We start from the raw sequence: 19,044 nt of genomic DNA, 5'->3' as shown, positions 1-19,044 counted from the left end.
CCAACCCCCCAGTGATATTAGCGCGTGTTGACCTTTGTGGATTGAAATTTATTCAATCTAGGGGCGATTTAATCGCGACGCGAGGTGTGTAACCTAGACTATGCGCTTTTATGTGTAAATTCCTTCTGCTGTTTTGTTGGTTTCGCACCACTGAGCCCTACCGACTCCTGAAGAGTATGATTAGCATCATTTCATCATTCAAACCTATAAACTCCATTGCCCGTGTGCCATAATCTAAATAATTCATGAATTTAGTAACTTGGCGGCATTTAAACCGTTTCAAGCTAACTTAAAGGGTTTTTAAATGGCTTATCAAGAGCAAAATCAAGCAACTATTTACTGGCACGATTATGAGACCTGGGGAGCGAGCCCGCAAAAGGATAAGCCTAGCCAGTTTGCAGGGATTCGGACCGATCTTGATTTAAACATTATTGGTGAGCCGTTGATTGAATATTGCAAACCGGTGGCTGATTATTTACCGCACCCTGAGGCGTGTTTGATCACAGGCATTACCCCGCAAGTGGCGATGCAAAAAGGTTTAGTTGAAGCTGAGTTTATTGCCAAGATCCATGCTGAATTTAGTGTGCCTAATACCTGCGTAGCTGGCTATAACAGCATTCGTTTTGATGACGAAGTAAGCCGTTACAGCTTTTACCGTAATTTTTACGACCCCTATGAGCGTGAATACAAAAACAATAATAGCCGCTGGGATATTATTGATTTAGTGCGCGCTTGTTATGCGCTTCGCCCTGAAGGCATTGAATGGCCGCTCAAAGAAGATGGCAGCCCAAGTTTTAAGCTGGAACATTTAACCGTTGCCAATGGCATTGAACACGCCGCTGCACATGACGCGTTAAGCGATGTAACCGCCACTATTGCCCTAGCTAAACTTATAAAAGACAAGCAGCCTAAACTGTATAACTTCTTTTTTGGTTTACGTGGTAAAAAAGCCCTAGCTGAATTAGTAGATGTGTTTAACATGACGCCACTGGTACATACCTCGTCACGTATACCTGCTAAACAAGGGTGTACAAGCTGGATTGCACCAATGAGCTTTCATCCAACCAATAAAAACGCGGTAGTATGCTTTAACCTAACGGAAGATCCGCAAGTGTTACTGGATTTATCAGTTGAAGAGCTGCGTACGCGTCTTTATACCAAGCGCAGTGATCTTGCAGAGGATGAACGACCCGTTGGTTTAAAGCTAGTGCATTTAAATAAGTGCCCTATTTTAGCACCTGCTAAAACATTATTACCTGAAAATGCAGCCCGTTTAGGTATTGATCGCGAGCAATGCTTAAAAAATCTTGCGATTTTAAAAGCCAATTCAACACTGCGCGATAAAGTGACTGAAGTGTTTAACGATAAGCCCGATTACGGTAAAACCACCAATACCGATTACATGCTATACGACGGCTTTACCAGCCATGCTGATAAAGCTAAATTTGCCATTATCCGAGATGCTAGCCCTGAGCAATTAGCCGGTATGAAGTTAGATTTTGAAGATAAGAAGTTCGATAACTTACTATTTAAGTACCGCGCTCGTAACTGGCCACAATCACTTAATCAAGATGAACTCGATCAATGGCGTCAATATTGCCAAAACAAGCTAATGCATGGTGAAGATCAACCCTCGATCAGCGCACAAGATTTTATGGTAACCCTTGAAAATCTGGCCCATGAACATGACGATAATGAAAAAAATCTGACTATTTTAAAAGCGTTGTATAACTACGCACAGAGTATGTAAGCGGTAAGCGGTAAGCGGCTTGATCTTAATAAATAAAGCGCCTTCGTCTATATGATTTAAGGCGCTAAGCTACAATTAAAGCTATTACTTTTTATGCAGTGCTTCAATACGTGCTAATAAGCTTGACGTATCATAGCGACCACCACCGAGTGCTTGTACGTCAGCGTAGTACTGATCAACCGTTGCTGTCATCGGTAGCGTTGCGCCATTACTTTTCGCTTCATCTAGGGCTATGCCTAAATCTTTACGCATCCAATCTACTGCAAAACCAAATTCGTATTCACCTGCCCACATGGTTTTATAGCGATTTTCCATTTGCCAAGAACCCGCCGCACCTTTTGAGATGGTTTCAATCACTTTTTCGCCATCAAGACCTGCTTGCTTTGCAAAATGTAATCCCTCAGCTAAACCTTGTACCACACCAGCAATGCAGATTTGATTGACCATTTTACATAATTGACCAGAGCCCACTTCACCAAGTAATTGACTAAAGCGACTAAACGCCGCCATGATAGGCTGTACTTTTGCAAACACTACCGCATCGCCACCAGCCATTACCGTTAATACGCCATTTTCAGCGCCGGCTTGGCCACCCGATACTGGCGCATCAATAAAGGCAATATTTTTAAGTGCTGCATTAGCCGACACTTCGCGCGCCACTTCTGCCGACGTTGTTGTATGATCCACTAAAATAGTGCCCGTTTGCATACCTGCAATCACGCCGTCTGCGCCATATACAACTGAGCGTAAATCATCATCGTTACCTACACACATAAATACAACATCTGCATTTTCAGCGGCTTTTGCAGGCGTTAATGCCACCTCACCGGTGTACTTTTTTGCCCATTGTTGTGCTTTTTCTGTGGTGCGGTTATATACCGTTACATGGTGGCCTGCAGCAGCTAAATGACCTGCCATTGGATACCCCATAACGCCTAAACCGATAAATGCGACTTTCATTGACATAAAATTGACCTATTTCAGTGGTAACTTAAAAAGATAATTTGATTATCTCAACCGAATAGACAAAAAGCGAATGAAAAAGTCTTCATTACATTTCTTCATGGACGAGACAAAACAGGAAACCTATGGATAGCATATATCAATTCAGCGCCCCACTTTATAATGGCGAAAACTTTGATCTGAGCCAATTAACAGGCAGCACTATTTTAATTGTTAATACGGCCAGTAAATGTAACTTTTCAGTGCAATTAACAGCGCTTGAAAAGCTGTACCAACAATATAAGCATTTTGGTTTTACTGTGTTGGCCTTTCCGTGTAATCAGTTTGATTACAACGAACCAATAAATAACCCTGATATTAAAGACTTTTACCAACAACAGTTTAATGTTAGCTTTCCTGTGTTTAGTAAAGTAATGGTGAATGGCCCTGAAGCTCACCCATTATTTAACTATTTAAAAGCACATACCCGAGGAATCGCACAAAACCGTGCCATAAAATGGAATTTTACTAAGTTTCTAATAAACTCTGAGGGGCAATTAGCCGTGCGCTACGCACCGCGCACTAAACCCGACACCTTAAAACAGGTAATAGAGAGCACAATTAATGACGCAACTAACAATGGCGCTTTTCAGTTCGCAAAAGTATGAACAAACATCTTTTGATGCCTGCTTAAAAGATCAAACAGACATCAAATTAACCCATTTTGAGCAATCGCTCGATGCGCAAACAGCCATACTTTGCCAAGGCTTTGATGCGGTATGTGTATTTGTTAATGATGTGGTTGATAAAACCGTCATTAAACAACTCGCACACAACGGTATTAAATGTATTCTACTGCGCTGCGCGGGGTTTAATAACGTTGATTTAGCTGCCGCAAATGCACATAACATCAAAGTATGCCGTGTGCCAGCCTACAGCCCAGAAGCAGTTGCTGAACATTGCATCGCATTAATGCTCACTTTAAATCGTAAAACCCATAAAGCATATAACCGCATTCGCGAAGATAACTTTGACTTAAACGGCTTGCTTGGCTTTAACTTATTTAAAAAAACCATTGGCGTAATTGGCTGCGGGAAAATTGGCCTAGCATTGGTTAATATACTCAATGGCTTTGGTGCAAATGTATTGGTTTGCGACCCTTATGCAACAGAGGGTAATTACACCCTATGCGATATAGACACTTTACTCACCCAAAGTGATGTTATTTCACTGCATTGCCCATTAAACGAAAGCACCCACCACTTAATTGATGAAACAGCATTTAGCAAAATGAAAACTGGCGTTATGCTTATTAACACCTCACGCGGCGCATTAGTCGATAGTAAAGCATGCATTAGCGCACTTAAAAGTAAGAAACTAGGCTACTTAGGCCTTGATGTTTACGAGCAAGAATCAGAGCTATTTTTTAAAGACCGTCGTGACGAAATCATGCAAGACGATATATTTTCACGATTGGTAAGCTTTCCTAACGTATTAGTCACCGGGCACCAAGGTTTTTTTACCAAAGAAGCACTGACTGAAATAGCCCAAACCACTATTAATAACGCGATTGAGTTTGCTAATAACCAGCCGCTGAGTAATGAAGTTAAATAAGGTTAGGTGCTAGGTCAAAGATAAAAGGTTAAAAACCAAAGCACAAAAAATCAACCACGTGAACTTTGCTAAGCCTGTTAAGTTACATCGGCTTCAAAAAAGGACAGGCATATATTTCAACCCCGTTGGTATTGCGCATAAATTGTGACTGTCCTGTTTTACACGGGTAGATTAAATGTATTAATGATTGAAAATAAGAAGGTTGAATTACAATTCGAAGAACTACGAGGCTGCTTGATGTCTGAAGTCAAGATTTGACCCTCAAGGCTTTCAATTCGAAGAACTACGAGGTTGCTTGATGTCTGAAGTCAAGATTTGACCCTCAAGGCTTAAAAGGCTCTTTTAAAATTTGTTCGAATGGAACAGACTCGGACATAGAAAGCCATAGACGTAAGGAACAACACATTTTACGTAAGTGGCTGTTTGACGGCAAAGATGTTGAGTCATGTGCAATATGTAAAAATGAATTCAGCGTTAGCTCTTTGGTCACTGCGCATAAAAAGAAAAGGTCCAAGTGTTCTTTTAATGAAAGAATAGACCCAAATATTGTAATGCCCTTGTGCAAATTTGGGTGTGACCATTTATATGAAATTGAAGCATTAAAAATTAAAAATAATATTGTAATTTCGAATAGCAAACTTGTACAAACCGTTTTTGAGCAGTCATATATTAATTCAGTTTCTGATAGAACCATTAAATCAAAATGGTTAGAGGGAGAATCAGGGTATTTCTCACAGTAAGAAACTTGAAATGACACCCATCTTAATTTCATCGGAAGTAAAACAACAAACGCATCGATTGAAATCAGCAGCAAGTGAACATTTTAAACATAATCACGGTTTCATTCTCCTTAGCTCAATCCATAAACGCAGTCACCTAAATTACAGACATAAAAAATAGTGCCTTAAGGCAATAGTTGACGTTTTAATTGAGTGTGAAAAAACTAGGCCAGTAGTTTCTCGCTGTTACTGACGTTGCTACGCCGTTTTCTGTTCAAGAAAACTTAACAAACTTTAAAATGGCTGTCTTTTTTGTTTTCATTTTTTTGTTTTCACCTTTGTCATAAGTTCAAATAACCTACAGTAAGTATAAAATTTATAGCTGGCAATAACTTACACTATTTGCTATTAATATAGCTCATAAAATAAGGATGTCTTCGGGCTAAAATAAGGAAGTGTCCTCTGATAAAGCTGTTATGTTTTTAAGAGAGTTTATAGTTAATGTTTAACAATAAAAAACTGATTACATTTTTCTTTTTTATAATGCTAGTTAACTTCAATGCAACTTATGCTAGTGATATAGAAAGTCTTCAGCTCATCCAAATACTAAAAGATGATGTTAACGATGTTGATGGTTTAGGTAATCCTAGAAGCGTTAAAGTTCTTTCAGATAATTCTAAGGTTTTTGTTTCTAGTGGAGACGATAATGCTTTAGCTGTTTTTAATTTAGACGAGAATTTTAATCTAACCTTCAGCCAAGTGTTTAAAAATGCCTCTACCAACATAAATGGTTTAGAAGGCGCCTCTGGTGTTACCTATTTTGATCACGGTAATCAGGTAGTCGTTACTGGATTCTATGACGGTGCCTTAACAAAATTTTCTAAAAGTAATAGGAGTTACCGTTTTAGTCAATTTATCAGTGACGGTCTAAGCTATGACAGAGTATTTGATAGTGATGTGCCTGTGGGTGAACTGGATAACTTTGGCCTTTTAGGCGCTTGGGATATAGTCAAGACTACCAACGAAAAGCAACTCTACGTTGCAAGTTATATGAGTAACGCTATTTCTATTTTAGATATAATGTCGGATAAAAAGATTAGTTTGAATAGAGTAGTAAAAGACGCCAAGCCACTTAGCAATGACTTGGGAAAACCTATTGCAGTAGCTTTATCTCCATTAAATAATGAATTATATGTTCTAGGTTTTGATGGTCATCAATTAACCATTTATGATAGAAGTGTCAGGGGCGACTTATTGGTGAAACAAGTATTAAAAAATGGCGTTGCGGGTGTGAAGCAATTTATTAACCCACAAAAAATGGTTGTCTCACCAAATGGAAGATTTTTGTATGTTGCTTGTTCAGGAAGTAATTCTCTTGTTGTTTTTCACAAACTGGATACTGGACAATATGCATTTTTACAGGCAATAAATAATTCGGATATTGGCGGATCTGGCCTAGAGGGAGCAAGTAGCTTAGCGATATCGTCTGACGGCTTAAAAATATATGTAGCTGGGGAGTCGGGTAGCGGCCTATATTTATTTAGCGCGAGTGCTGATGGGCGACTTAGCTATAAGAATAAATTATTAAGTGTTCATGATAATAAATTAAATAGAATTTCATCTATAACTGTTACCGATGATAATCGTCACTTATTGGTTGCGACTGGTAAAGGTAATTCGTTATTTGTATTTAAAATAAAGACACTTTAGATATCTGAAGTAAAAACAAACCTTAGTCCGCTTAATATAGCGTTGTAGCTGTAGAATTACTCTTTTTTAAGAAAAACAGCCTGTTTTATGGGTTCCAAATGCATTACCTAATGCTTTAAAAAAGCTTAGAGTTAATACAGGAGCTCGTTTTTTATTGAATTTGGCTGTTGGAGTTATTTTACAGCCTCGTTATATTGCTACATAGGCTCAGTCTACTTTCAGCTCTGGAGAATAAATGAAAAAAGGATTTTCGGATATATTTGAAACGGACTCAGTATTTAAGATTCTAATTTTATGTGTGCTAACTATAGGCTCGTATTTAATTTATAAGCTCTATCGTTTCACAAGCCAAATTAATCAACATACCGAACTTAAAATACCTAACTTATTTATTGCAACAGCCGTTGTTTTATTTATTATTTCATTAGGTAGTTTAATTTATAGTTTAGCTAATTATCATGACCTTACTATTCTAAAAAGCTCAATTGGTATTCATGCTATATCTAGTGCTTTCGATGTAACTTGGGTTATCATGGTACGTAATCGTATTAATTTAATTGCGGGCTCTAATAAAGGTGACAATCTTTGGTTAAATCCTTTTATTACATCAATTTTCCATGTTATTTATATGCAACATAAAATCAACCAAGGATTGGCTAAAAACGCAATATAAAAGGCAGAAGGGGTCAAATCTTGACTTCAGACATTAAAACCCTTAATCCCTGCAATTGACAGACTTCTGACTGTCAGCTTTGGTAAAGCTCAGTTAATCGGATCTGACAGGTTAAGTTAAAACTTCATCACATAGGTCCCTTAAATACGTCTACTTACATTTTACGAATAGCGTTTAGTTTATTTATCTTGTTGATCACACCTAAATCAAACAGTTGTTCCGCTGTAGACTTGAGTAATTGGGTTTCCTCTGGCGTTCTATGTTCTTTAATGATTAAGTTTGCATAGCTAATTTGCAACCGATTTATTACGCGGCTTTTCTTCCTGCATTCAAAGCATTTGATTGCATGTGCATCAATCCAAAACCTTAATTGTTCAAACCAGTATTGCTGCTCTTTAGCAAAAAATATAAATGATCTGTGACAATCGACACATTGCTTTTATATATCAATGTAGAGATTTCGTGGGTATATACAATAACGTTGCTGTTCGATAGCTACGGGGATCGCGCGTCTCTGATAGATAGCGCATCCCCTAATATCACCAATGGGTATTATCAATTTCTTGGTTTGTAAAACTAAAAACTAAAAAACTGACGGCTGACGGCTGACGGCTGACGGCTGACGGCTGACGGCTAAACTATCAACCAAACGCGACATTGGCAAACACAGCGGTCATCAATATTGGGCATACAAAACGAATATACTGTGCAAACCAATAACGTACACCACTTGCAGCTTTATGCAATTGATTACCACGGCGCCATAACCAACCCACAGTGATAAAGTAAAACAAGCCCATCAGCGGTAATTGATACTGTGTTAATACCATAATCACTAAACCGAATAACCAATCAAAGTTAAAAATAATCAACGATGATGCTGTAAGTACTGTAAGGCTTACTAAAAACGTCGCTTGTTTACGCTCTACTTGATGGTTTTCGACGAGAAAAGCCACCGGAATTTCGGTTGATGAAATTGTTGAAGTAAGCGATGCAATCGACATCAATACAAAAAATAGTAAACCAACTAACAACCCGACTTCACCCATGGTATTAAATAACTGCGGTAAAATTGCAAAAATTAACTGCCCTTCGCCCACCAATTTACCATCACTAAATACTTGAACGCCATTGTGCTGCGCCACATAAATGGCAGGAATAATTAATAAACCGGCTAAAAACGCCACCCCTGTATCTAGCAATGCTACCGATGCGGTTAAACGCGGTAAGTTAGCATCAGGCTGTAAGTACGAGCCATAAATCATCATACAACCCACACCCAGTGACAACGAAAAGAACGCCTGCCCCATTGCCGCAATAATTAATCCTGGGTCGAGTATTTGGCTAAAGTCAGGGACTAAATACGCAGCAAAGCCATTACTAGCGCCATCAAGCGTTGCTATATAAGCAATTAATCCCACCAGTAAAACCAACAACATAGGCATTAACCTGCGAGACCAAGTTTCAATCCCAGATTTAACTCCTTTGAGAATAATGCTCGCGGTGAGTAACAGCATCAGTGGCGTAAATATAAAATTACGTGCCATCGAGTCGGTTTTTAAAAACGTGCTGATTTCAGTAAACCCTAAAAATAGGGCTATAGGCTCAAGCGCGTAGGCAAGCATCCATCCAGCTACAATGGAGTAAAAGCTAAGCATCACAATAGCGCCTGCTAAGCCTAGGTAACCCGCAGCAGCACCTACTTGTGGCGCTTGCTCTTGCCATGCATTTCTGAGTGCTTTTACAGGATTAGCTTGCGCTTTATGACCTAAATATAACTCAGTATATAAAGCGGGTAATGCCAATAAAAATATTACAATAAAGTAGACTAGTAAAAATGCGCCGCCGCCATGATTTGCAGCTTGCGTGGGGAACCCCCAAATATTACCTAATCCTACCGCAGCGCCAGACGCTGCTAAAACAAAGCCAAGGCGGCTTTGAAAACCATCACGCGATTGTGCCATACATCTACAAATCTGTTATTATTTTTCATTATTGTGAATTAAACCATATTTCACAGTCACTGAGTAATAAATTTGCCTTGGCTTAAATAACCAGTGCACATTCGCACAAAATATAAACATGTTTATTCTTTTATCTCTTTAATTGTGGATTTTATGCCGGCGTTATTTTTTCAGCAGCAACTAGTCATTACAAAGCACACGATGCAGCCACTCAATACACACACTATTTTATTATGTGATGCCCAGCATTTAAATATTGATAAGTTCGATTTAAATACGCTATTGAGCCCTTTTGAACTCGCGGTGATCACTCGTCGTAAAAGTAACAAAGCCAAGCAAGAATATTTAGCTACTCGACTGCTGCTTAAGTATTTAGTAAAACAAAGCTCCCCAGAGTTTGCCAAGTTACCAGCTCATCATATTAGCTCTGAATTTGACGAGCCTAGCAGTAAATTACTCATACATATAACGGGCAGTAACACCGTGTTTAGCAGTTGCCTGTCGCACTCAAACGGTTTTGTCGGTGCCGCGCTGAATATTGAGCGAATTGAGTTTGGTTTTGATATTGAAAAAATAAGCACAAAGCGCCCATTTGAAAAGCTCGCAAAGCATTTTTACCACCCTGATGAAGTAAATTTAATAACGCAAAATCAACAACAAGGCGCTGAGCGATTTTTTAGAATATGGACCTTAAAAGAAGCACTCGCTAAAGCCACCAGCCAGCCGATTGCAAAATTGCTTAGTCCCAATGTGTTTGATCAATTAACGCAGGCTCATTTGCGCGCTGTAAGCTGCCAATATAATGAGTTTGATGTGAGTGTAGTGAGTAATCAGAGCACTGACTGGCAGTGCTCTGTGGTAAATACTATCGACCAATTACGCGGCGTTTTGAACTTCTAATAAGCGGCTATGAATGGCTTGTACAACGCGATCCGATTCAGCTTGTTCTACCAAAAAGCATAAGTTGTGCTTACTAGCACCATGGCAGATTAAGCGAATATTAAAATCACTTAATACGTTCATTAAATTCATTTCGTGCTGACGTAATTGAATTTGTGAGCCAATCAGCGCCACTAGCGTTAAATTGTTCTCTACCGAGACATGGCAAAACTCTGCTAATTTATCTAAACAGTCTTGATCAAGCTCAGGACGCGATGCATTTGGCGCGTTATCCAATGTAATAGCCACGCTTATTTCTGACGTGGTAACTAAATCAACCGAGATGTTAAACTCGCTTAGAATCGTAAACACGCGCGCTAAAAAGCCGCTGGCTAATAGCATTTCAGGGCTCTTAAGCGTAAGCAATAACTGGTTTTTACGCTGTGTAACTGCACGAATACCTGGCAATTGTGATTTTTCACGCTCAATCCACGTACCACCACGCTCTGGTTCACGGCTCGAACCTACAAAGACGTTAATGTGACTACGGCTTGCTGGTAAAATAGTCGCAGGATGTAGCACTTTAGCGCCAAAAGTTGCCATTTCTGCCGCTTCATCAAAACTTAAGCGCGCAATCGGTGTTGCTTTGGCACATAAACGTGGATCAGTGCTAAATATACCTACCACGTCCGTCCAAATATGCACGCTTTTGGCGTTAATTGCCTCGGCCAATAATGCTGCGCTGTAATCTGAACCGCCACGGCCAAGAGTGGTCGTTTGACCATGCGCATCACTGCCTATAAAACCTTGTGTGACAATAACATGCTCAGCTAATAGTGGGAACAAATGCTCTTTCGCAGCCGCAGCGGTGGCCGCTACATCTGGTGTAGCCTTTGAAAACTGGCTGTCTGTTTTTAATACTTGGCGCACATCAAAACGAATTGCGTTTAAACCATTCAAACGCAGCACCTGAGTAAATAAATACGACGATAAGCGCTCACCAAAACTCAGGAGTTCATCTTGTTGTTGTTTTGATTTAACGCCTTCACTGGCTAAAGCTTGAAACGCTTTAATAGTTTCGTCAAAGCCATGGGCTAAGTCCGCATCAAGCGATAGTTCATTTAAAATAGCTTCTTGAATGGCTAACACGCCGGTGATGTTTTCTGCGCGCTCACCCATTGAGATATCTTTTTTACACAATGCAACAAGGTGATTAGTGACACCTGCACTGGCACTTACAGCCACTACGCGTACATTGTTATCGGCTACAATAATTTCACTGCAACGACTCATAGCGTCAAAGTTGGCCACACTGGTGCCGCCAAATTTTGCTACTACGTGATCTGTTTTTTGGTTTTGTGCTGACTGTTGCGCGTTATTAGCAGCTAATTGGGTATTCATGTCGTCTCCTTTTGTGGCATTCAAACCACGGTAATACAAGAAGAACTTGGCAAGGGGGTGCTCGATAAGAAAAGTCCACTGCCAGAAGCTCTCCACCTAATTTGGTGACAGTTTTGAGGATTCAGCCCCATAAACCGAAAAACCACTGTGACGTGCAGTTGTTTTCCTCGGCGAATATTTCCCTCCTTAATGGTCGTTGGCAGTCGTCGCCTCACATTAAGTACCTAAATACCGCACCTCTTCTGAATGTTAGATTAATTGCATTTTATAATTGCCAATTAAAATAACAAAGCCCACATAAAGTGGGCTTTGAAAGTTATCGTTTAGACGTCTAGCTGTCAAGTTGTTTTAATTAATAAAGGTCATTAAATAAAACTACCTGCTAAATATGAGCCCATATAACCGATTGTATACGCTATTAATAAATACAACGACATACGTAAATAACTTAAAAATGTGAGTGCTTTTACTTTACTCATCGCAATAATACCTGCCGCAGAACCAATAATAAGCATTGAGCCGCCCACACCAGTTGCATACGTGAACGACAACCATTGTTGCGGACTCATGACTATTTCAGCTTTAAGCAGCGCAGCAGTCAGCGGGACGTTATCTACCGCAGCAGAGAGTATACCCATTAAGTAGTTTGCATACTCTGGTGCCATTAACTCATACAAATTCGTAAACTTGCTTAGCATACCCACTTCTTTTAGCGCACCAACAAGCAGTAGTACACCCACAAAAAACAGTAGCGTGTCGTATTCAATTTCACGAATGTAGTCGATGATTTTTTTGTTGACGTCTTTTTTGCGCATTAAAAATTGCGCCGTCAAAAACATTAACGATAAACCAAACAAGAACGTTAACAATGGAGGTACGTGATACATCACACTGAGTGTCAGCGTTGCAATAATCGTCGATAAGAAAATAACGGCAATGGTTATATCCGTTTTTTCAATTCGGCGATCTTCTTGCTTAGTAAACTGCACCGCACCGTTTAACCCAAATGACAGCATAACGGCCAATAAAGCAACACTAAATAATGCAGGGGCAATTAACAGTAGTAAATTTCCAATACTGACTTTACCATCAAGGAAAATCATCAAGGTTGTTACGTCACCAGTAATTAACGACACACCACCAGAGTTAACACTGAAGATGATTAACGTTGCGTACTTAATCAGTTTTTTCGGGTCCAGTTTTAACGACATAACAACGGCCAATGAAATTAGCGTCGCGGTAATGTTGTCTGAAATCGACGAGAATAAAAATGAAAAGCCACCAATCAAGAACATTAACTTTCGCTCGCTAATCGAGCTTGGCATGATCTTGTGCACAATATTTTGGATAAAACCTTTAGAGTTTAAATAGGCAACAAAGGTCATTGCAGCCATTAAAAACAACCATAATGTGGCAATCTCTAAAATATTGTGGTCAAGTTGGTGTTGTACACTTTCGGGGGTTTGCCCGTTTAAAGGCGAGATAAATAAGATAATCCAGCATAAAGTACCAAAGAAAAGCGTGGTTTTGGCCTTGTTTACATGGATAATATCCTCTATAACGATGAGCACGAATGCAAGCGCTATCAGGGTTAGGATAATTGCAGTTACCATGGCGTTTGAACAACCTTTATAAAAATGTAAAAATTGTATACTAGGTGTCAGTAATCGACACGGCGCGCAGTCTAGCACCAAAGGCTGTGTAAAACTATTGCCAATTTAATATTATATAAGTAATTGCTGTGTCCAAATAACACAGGTACACAGCACTCATTAGATTTTTTGGAGCTTTATGATCCCAGCTAAAAAGTTGCTAAATACCCTAACCGAGCACTGGGGAATGTTAGAGCTGCTATTTAAACGTTTTAAAATGGCCGATTTTAGCCTAAAAGACGTACAAAGTGCGATCAAACAAAAACAACCAACGTGGTCAAACGAACGGATCTATAAAGAAACCAATCGGCTTTTAAACCAAGATATTATTATTCCCTTGGCAAAATCATCTCAGCTTGAAATTAACCGTGCCATTGCAGATTTCGCCACCTTTTTATTACAGGAAGAGCATTTAGGCCTAGCACAAGAAATTAGCGTATTGGTTGAAGATTTAGCACGCCTAGGCAACCGCCTAGATAATGCAGGTAGCATTGAAGACTACGATGAGATGCGCCGCTTTAGCCGCATTATGGATGATCGAGTGCGTAAAATAATGAAATTATTTGCCCACAATGAAAACGCCATTTTAAACATAGTCGAACAAGCTAAAGCCAATAACGCAGTGCAATCACTGCAAAAGCGCTATAAAGCCGTCATTGAAGCATTTGACGAGTACATAGAACCAATGCTTGAGATGGTTGATATTCGTGGCGATTTTCATGCGTGTTTTAGTACCATTGAAACACAAATAAGTACGCAAATTGAGTACATAGAGCGCTCAGGCAAAGCCTACCAAGACAAACGTATGCTAGAGCAACTGCGCACCCGCATTTTAGAGATGCACCTAGTGGGTCGCGAAAGCTTACGTAAAAGTGCAGATATGTTGATGCCACTGCGTGAAGAGTTACGCCGCAATAATATGATCACTCGCCAAGCGGCAAAAGTGCTGGGATTGGTGCGTAAAAATGGTGTTGATAATATGCTAAGTGCAGTTCAACCTCATTTTGTATCTGACACGCAACGTTTTTCACTCGGGCAACAACGCCATATCATCGCTTATATGGCCACTTTAACGGAGTTTGAGCACAGTGAATATGAACTACCCGACCAAAACGATGTGCCTGCTTTTGTTACTCCTAATATTCCTGATTACAACAATGTAAAAGCGAACTTTAAAAAGCGCTTTAATGCGAAGCGTAAAAAACCACAACCATTATTAAGCTTTTTAGGGGAAAGCTACCCTGACCTTGAAGCAGACGAAATGCTATTTTTATATCAAAAGCTAGTAAGCGACACTGATATTGAAATAAATCAAAGCGATAAAAAAATGCGCGTTAAAATCGCAGGACAACATTTTTCACTCTTTCCTTTTAATACAACACCCTTTAATTCTAACCCTGTTGCATCTTCACAATCATCAACAGGAAATGAGTAACCGTTATGACACACATAAATTTAGATGAACTAAGCCACCTACAAACGATTAATAAAAAATTAGTCACGGGCTATCATATTAGCGAACAAGACACGGTAATGTGGCAAGAACTTGATCAACAAATTGATGCATATCGCGCATTATTTAGCGCCCTTGGCCATGATTTACAACACGATAGCCGTGGTTTTTATTACTTTGCCAGTGACGAAAGCACCCCAAATATGGGAAAAATCTCCCGCGCGATTGCCCTAACCATTTACATTTTGATTGAACACTATGCCAACTCAGGTAAAGATCCAATGCGCGCCCTGTTTGATGAAGTGAATGACCTTGAACTAATGCAAACATTAGTACAGATGAACAAACACTTGTTTGATCAACTCGAAATTTTTTCAGGCTCTGACTTACGTAAAGACGTGTACTTACGCATGATACGCTTAGGCCTTGCCCGTGAAGTGGAAAATGGCTTTATGTTACAAGCACCTGCTTATCGCTATATCGATGCATTAATGGAAGTGAACGAAGAAACCTATATTGGTGAGGACGAATAATGAAAAACCTTTACGGACTCAGCAAACTCGCACTTTTAAACACCGCAGGTTATGCAAAATGTGTGATCCCACTTGATAAAAGCAGCTCTATTTGTGCCCCTAATAATACCGGTAAAAGCTCGGTCATTAACGCCCTGCAATTTCCGCTGATCAATGATTTACGCCTTACCGAATGGGATGGCCATGATTTAGACGAAACCCGTAAGTTTTATTTCTCGTCAGATCAATCTTATATTTTACTTGAAGCCGACCTCCCCCATGGCCCTGTTGTTATTGGTGTAGCAGGGCTTGGTAAAATAGCAGGTTACGCGCATCAGTTTTTTTGTTACCAAGGAAAGCTTAACCTTGAGCAGTACACTCAAGGTAAAACCATTATAAAATTCACTAAGCTATTTAATCACTTAAAAGAGCAAGGCTTTAATCCTATTGAGCTTAAAGCGCAAGAATTAAACGCGTTATTAACAGGCGGTGCTACGCCATTTGATGGCGACATTAACTTAAAAATGATCCCGCTTAATAATGTGCAAGATTCGGCTATTTATAAAGAGATTTTCCGCCGAATTTTAAACTTGCATAAATTGGGTGCTGCAGATGTAAAACGCTTTATGTTGCGCGTGTTTGAACGCCATATGTCAAATTCAAAAGTCGATTTTTATGAAGTCTGGCGTCGCTCGTTCGATAAAGTAAACCGCGCAAAACGTGAGTTAAAAGCGCTAGAATCTATGCAAGAGCCAATTAGCGCGCTTGAGTCTATGCTTGAAAACCAAACCGTGCTTAAAGGTAAACTGGCCGCATACGCACCAAAAATTGATCAAGCCTTAATTGATTTTGACACGTATCAAGAAGCGCAATTAGATGAACTTAATATCGCCCTTGAAAACATAGAGCACGAAAAGCACGAGTTTGAGCAAAAACAACAGCTTTATGTGCAGCAATCGCGTGATATTGAGCGCAGACAAACACAAATCGAGCAATGGTTTTTAGATTTTGGTGCACTAAAATCTGAATTTGAATTGGTGAATATGGCGACCTTAAAAGTGAGCCTTAGCCAGTTAAAGCAAGATTACGAGTCACTTTCGCACTCAATAAATAGTGCGCAAGGGCAAAGCTTACACACCCTTGACTACCGCATTAGCGAAACACAAAAGCAAATAAAAAGCTTAAAGCTGCAACTTAAAAACCTTGAGTTCAATTTATTCACGCGTATGCGCGAGGACTTATCGTTAAAAGATGTTGAAGAAATTTCACGTATTTTAAACCCAGATATTCTCTCGTTCGCCACCACCAGCAATGGCGATATTGATATCACCGATGAAGATGTGTTTGGCGCATTTTTAGAGCAGTTATCAGATAACGTTAAAGGCGGTGTACTTACCCTGCCCGGCGCAACGATTAAACTTAAAAAGCTCTCATCAGTGCAAATGCAAAGCGGCGAGAACAAAGAGCAATTAACCGCCCAGCTAACAGCGCTTGAACATTCATTAAAGGAATTTAAGCAACAGCGCGATGTAGCTGCCAATGTAGCTGACAAACAAAAAGAAAAAGACGCGTTATACGATGAACTCATGTCAGCCGAAAGCGCGTTAAAACGCTTTGAACAGTTTGAGGTAATGCTGCAATCTGTCGATGCACAATCGATGCTCAAAGAGCAATTACTTGCAGAGCGTGATCAAGTAGACGATTACTTACAAGATATTCAAAAAAATAGCGGCTCAATTGCTGACAGACGCTCGATTATTAAATCGAAAAAAGATCTTATTTCTCGCCAAGCTGATCGCCTACGCCAAGTGAAATCTGAACGAATTGACCATACTCTTGATTTGTATACTGGTAAAATCACCCCGTACATGATTGATATTCAAATCGACTTTGATAATCTCAGTGATTTAGTACACCACTTTAATAAAAACTGCCAAGAGCTACGTAACTTTGATATTAACGTGCGTAACACTTATTTACATATTTATAATGCGGGTATTACTAAGTTTGATAACGAAAACGACGAGTTTAGTAAATACCAAAAACTCATCGGTGCATTTCATAATATTGATAATGAACGTGACGCTGTTGAGCGCCAAGCGCGTGTTGCACTGACCGAAGTTGCAGCCACGATTAAAGGCCTGCGGGAAGATTTAGACCGTCTGCGCCGTGAAATGAACAGCTTTAATAAAGGCATTAGTCAGCATCGTATTTCTAACTTACAAGCGTTTAAAATCAATGTAATACCACGTAAAATGCTGGTTGATAGTATTGATACAATTATCAGTACGTCAAACCAGTTTGAACAAGGTGATACATTAGATTTACTCAGCCAAGAACCTTACAGCGAAAGCGCGGTTAATGAAGCAAAAGATCATTTAATTAAGCTTGCCTCTGATAAAGCGGGTTTAACATTAACCGATTTATTTGATATTCGTTTTGAAGTGGTAAACCGCGCTGGTGAAACGGAGCACTTTGAAAAAATCGATTCAGCAGGTTCAAACGGAACGCGTATCACCATTAAATTATTATGCGGCATGCTGTTTATTCGCTACCTATTGAGCGACCAAGAACAAAACTTATACCGTATTCCTATTTACATTGATGAGGCGGCCGATATCGACCCGCAAAACCAAAAAGCAATTATAGAGACCGCATTAAGCTTTGGTTTTGTGCCAATATTTGCCTCGGTAAAACCACAAATTAGCTGCGATTACATTGTGCCTATTCGCTCAGTTAAAGATGGCGCACAAAACTGGGTCGATGAAAAAGATTGGATAGAAGTAGAGCACACTACTGATGACTAATTAATCTATAATTCAGCTAATAACAACTAAACTTACAACCAAGTAACTTGAACTCTGGATAATAAGTCTATTTTCAGTCGCTAGTTTAAATGGCAAGTTTCAACGCTAACTACGTTGAATTTACTTGCAATTGGAAAGCGTCTGACGCGTAAGTTAGTAAATATCTTAACCAGAGTTCGAGTTAGGTAAACTTTAATAACACAAACATATTGAAAAATGTCATTTGTGGGATTTTTTTTATGTTATGTTATCAAATGAATAGAGTTTAAATTTGCCAAGGAGCAAACGTGATGAAAAACCTACTAATTGCAACAGCAGTGCTATTTTTAGCAGCATGCGCAAAAACCCCTGATTGGGATTACGATAAATCGGCTGATTTTAGTAATTATAAAACCTTTGCTTGGGTTCAAGATGCAAGTTTAACTAAAAATACGACCAATTATCAGATCAGTCCATTAATGGAAAAGCGCGTACGTGATGCAGTTAATACAGAGCTGACAAACATGGGCATGCAGTTGAGCGAAATAACGCAAGCTGATGTACTTATTAACTATCATGCATCGGTAGACACAAAAATTGATGTAGACACATTTAACACCGGTTACAGCGCACGTTGGAACTACTGGGGTATGGGTTACAATACACAAACAACGACGCGTGAATATGAAGTAGGCACGTTAATTGTTGATGTTGTTGACCGTGCATCAAATCAATTAGTATGGCGCGGAGCAAAAGAAGGTCGATTAAGAAAAAATCAATCACCTGAAGCGCGCACTGACGCAATTACTAAAACAGTGGCTGATATTCTAAGCAACTTCCCACCAGATAAGCAGTAATAAAATAACTCTTCATAATAGAAAGTGCATATTATGCGCTTTCTATTATTGAAAAGAGCTAAAAACCACGTATTTTCTTTACTTAAATACACCCAATGACATTAGCTCCCCCCCTTAAACATACACATACAA

Annotated in this window: 15 protein-coding genes and 1 riboswitch; of the genes, 10 read left to right on the top strand and 5 right to left on the bottom strand. The window is 39.5% G+C overall.

Features of this window, described 5'->3' with window-relative positions; all coding sequences use genetic code 11:
• The first annotated feature begins 304 nt into the window (after positions 1-304).
• The gene (gene sbcB, locus ADS77_RS17285; RefSeq protein ID WP_054455533.1) at positions 305-1,750 is read left to right on the top strand and encodes an exodeoxyribonuclease I; all 1,446 of its coding nucleotides are present in this window, start codon (positions 305-307) and stop codon (positions 1,748-1,750) included.
• 84 nt (positions 1,751-1,834) lie between these two features.
• Here sbcB and ADS77_RS17280 read toward each other — a convergent pair whose 3' ends face one another.
• Positions 1,835-2,716, bottom strand: a complete 882-nt coding sequence (locus tag ADS77_RS17280; protein WP_054455531.1) for an NAD(P)-dependent oxidoreductase — start codon at positions 2,714-2,716, stop codon at positions 1,835-1,837.
• A gap of 122 nt (positions 2,717-2,838) precedes the next feature.
• Between ADS77_RS17280 and ADS77_RS17275 the strand changes: the two genes are divergently transcribed.
• From ADS77_RS17275 to ADS77_RS17255, 4 genes are all read left to right on the top strand, one after another.
• Complete coding sequence (locus ADS77_RS17275) at positions 2,839-3,360, top strand: glutathione peroxidase (protein WP_054205675.1); 522 nt, start codon at positions 2,839-2,841, stop codon at positions 3,358-3,360.
• Entirely contained in the window at positions 3,317-4,306 is a 990-nt protein-coding gene (locus tag ADS77_RS17270; RefSeq protein WP_054205674.1) for a 2-hydroxyacid dehydrogenase, read from the top strand. Before ADS77_RS17275 ends, ADS77_RS17270 begins: the two co-directional genes overlap by 44 nt.
• A gap of 1,220 nt (positions 4,307-5,526) precedes the next feature.
• Positions 5,527-6,735, top strand: coding sequence for a beta-propeller fold lactonase family protein (locus tag ADS77_RS17260; protein WP_054205672.1), 1,209 nt, complete (start codon positions 5,527-5,529; stop codon positions 6,733-6,735).
• Between the two features lie 235 nt (positions 6,736-6,970).
• Positions 6,971-7,408: a hypothetical protein gene (locus ADS77_RS17255; RefSeq protein WP_054205671.1), complete on the top strand. Its 438-nt coding sequence runs from the start codon at positions 6,971-6,973 to the stop codon at positions 7,406-7,408.
• A gap of 154 nt (positions 7,409-7,562) precedes the next feature.
• On the opposite strand, the gene ADS77_RS21770 is transcribed toward ADS77_RS17255, so the two are convergent.
• Both ADS77_RS21770 and ADS77_RS17250 read right to left on the bottom strand, forming a co-directional pair.
• Complete coding sequence (locus tag ADS77_RS21770; RefSeq protein WP_231659057.1) at positions 7,563-7,817, bottom strand: zinc-ribbon domain containing protein; 255 nt, start codon at positions 7,815-7,817, stop codon at positions 7,563-7,565.
• A 232-nt stretch (positions 7,818-8,049) separates the two neighbouring features.
• Positions 8,050-9,372, bottom strand: coding sequence for a sodium-dependent transporter (locus tag ADS77_RS17250; protein WP_054205670.1), 1,323 nt, complete (start codon positions 9,370-9,372; stop codon positions 8,050-8,052).
• 153 nt (positions 9,373-9,525) lie between these two features.
• Between ADS77_RS17250 and ADS77_RS17245 the strand changes: the two genes are divergently transcribed.
• Entirely contained in the window at positions 9,526-10,272 is a 747-nt protein-coding gene (locus ADS77_RS17245; protein ID WP_054205669.1) for a 4'-phosphopantetheinyl transferase family protein, read from the top strand.
• Here the strand turns inward: ADS77_RS17245 and lysC are convergent.
• Both lysC and nhaD read right to left on the bottom strand, forming a co-directional pair.
• On the bottom strand, positions 10,249-11,652 hold the full coding sequence (lysC, locus tag ADS77_RS17240) for a lysine-sensitive aspartokinase 3 (protein WP_054205668.1): 1,404 nt from the start codon (positions 11,650-11,652) through the stop codon (positions 10,249-10,251). The genes ADS77_RS17245 and lysC overlap by 24 nt on opposite strands.
• Positions 11,653-11,729: 77 nt before the next feature.
• Positions 11,730-11,902: riboswitch (Lysine riboswitch) on the bottom strand.
• 115 nt (positions 11,903-12,017) lie between these two features.
• Positions 12,018-13,265: a sodium:proton antiporter NhaD gene (gene nhaD, locus ADS77_RS17235; protein ID WP_054205667.1), complete on the bottom strand. Its 1,248-nt coding sequence runs from the start codon at positions 13,263-13,265 to the stop codon at positions 12,018-12,020.
• Between the two features lie 178 nt (positions 13,266-13,443).
• Between nhaD and ADS77_RS17230 the strand changes: the two genes are divergently transcribed.
• The 4 genes from ADS77_RS17230 (at position 13,444) to ADS77_RS17215 (ending at position 18,912) form a co-directional block, all read left to right on the top strand.
• Positions 13,444-14,739, top strand: coding sequence for a hypothetical protein (locus ADS77_RS17230; RefSeq protein ID WP_054455529.1), 1,296 nt, complete (start codon positions 13,444-13,446; stop codon positions 14,737-14,739).
• A gap of 5 nt (positions 14,740-14,744) precedes the next feature.
• Positions 14,745-15,290 (top strand): condensin complex protein MksE, encoded by a 546-nt coding sequence (locus ADS77_RS17225; RefSeq protein WP_054205665.1) that lies wholly within the window; start codon positions 14,745-14,747, stop codon positions 15,288-15,290.
• A complete protein-coding gene (locus tag ADS77_RS17220) occupies positions 15,290-18,076 on the top strand; it encodes a hypothetical protein (protein ID WP_054205664.1) in 2,787 nt (928 codons plus the stop codon). Before ADS77_RS17225 ends, ADS77_RS17220 begins: the two co-directional genes overlap by 1 nt.
• A 290-nt stretch (positions 18,077-18,366) precedes the next feature.
• Positions 18,367-18,912, top strand: a complete 546-nt coding sequence (locus ADS77_RS17215; RefSeq protein WP_054205663.1) for a DUF4136 domain-containing protein — start codon at positions 18,367-18,369, stop codon at positions 18,910-18,912.
• The last annotated feature ends 132 nt before the right edge of the window (positions 18,913-19,044 follow it).

This window comes from Pseudoalteromonas porphyrae (assembly GCF_001298125.1).
In the GTDB taxonomy this organism is placed as follows: Bacteria; Pseudomonadota; Gammaproteobacteria; order Enterobacterales; family Alteromonadaceae; genus Pseudoalteromonas; species Pseudoalteromonas neustonica.
This window is presented reverse-complemented; position numbering and strand designations above follow the sequence as displayed.

What these genes read in the sequence shown, in the direction of transcription:
- sbcB (WP_054455533.1), top strand. Translation starts at nt 305, where the DNA reads ATGGCTTATCAAGAGCAAAATCAAGCAACTATTTACTGGCACGATTAT.
- ADS77_RS17280 (WP_054455531.1), bottom strand. Translation starts at nt 2,716, where the DNA reads ATGTCAATGAAAGTCGCATTTATCGGTTTAGGCGTTATGGGGTATCCA.
- ADS77_RS17275 (WP_054205675.1), top strand. Translation starts at nt 2,839, where the DNA reads ATGGATAGCATATATCAATTCAGCGCCCCACTTTATAATGGCGAAAAC.
- ADS77_RS17270 (WP_054205674.1), top strand. Translation starts at nt 3,317, where the DNA reads ATGACGCAACTAACAATGGCGCTTTTCAGTTCGCAAAAGTATGAACAA.
- ADS77_RS17260 (WP_054205672.1), top strand. Translation starts at nt 5,527, where the DNA reads ATGTTTAACAATAAAAAACTGATTACATTTTTCTTTTTTATAATGCTA.
- ADS77_RS17255 (WP_054205671.1), top strand. Translation starts at nt 6,971, where the DNA reads ATGAAAAAAGGATTTTCGGATATATTTGAAACGGACTCAGTATTTAAG.
- ADS77_RS17250 (WP_054205670.1), bottom strand. Translation starts at nt 9,372, where the DNA reads ATGGCACAATCGCGTGATGGTTTTCAAAGCCGCCTTGGCTTTGTTTTA.
- ADS77_RS17245 (WP_054205669.1), top strand. Translation starts at nt 9,526, where the DNA reads ATGCCGGCGTTATTTTTTCAGCAGCAACTAGTCATTACAAAGCACACG.
- lysC (WP_054205668.1), bottom strand. Translation starts at nt 11,652, where the DNA reads ATGAATACCCAATTAGCTGCTAATAACGCGCAACAGTCAGCACAAAAC.
- nhaD (WP_054205667.1), bottom strand. Translation starts at nt 13,265, where the DNA reads ATGGTAACTGCAATTATCCTAACCCTGATAGCGCTTGCATTCGTGCTC.
- ADS77_RS17230 (WP_054455529.1), top strand. Translation starts at nt 13,444, where the DNA reads ATGATCCCAGCTAAAAAGTTGCTAAATACCCTAACCGAGCACTGGGGA.
- ADS77_RS17225 (WP_054205665.1), top strand. Translation starts at nt 14,745, where the DNA reads ATGACACACATAAATTTAGATGAACTAAGCCACCTACAAACGATTAAT.
- ADS77_RS17220 (WP_054205664.1), top strand. Translation starts at nt 15,290, where the DNA reads ATGAAAAACCTTTACGGACTCAGCAAACTCGCACTTTTAAACACCGCA.
- ADS77_RS17215 (WP_054205663.1), top strand. Translation starts at nt 18,367, where the DNA reads ATGAAAAACCTACTAATTGCAACAGCAGTGCTATTTTTAGCAGCATGC.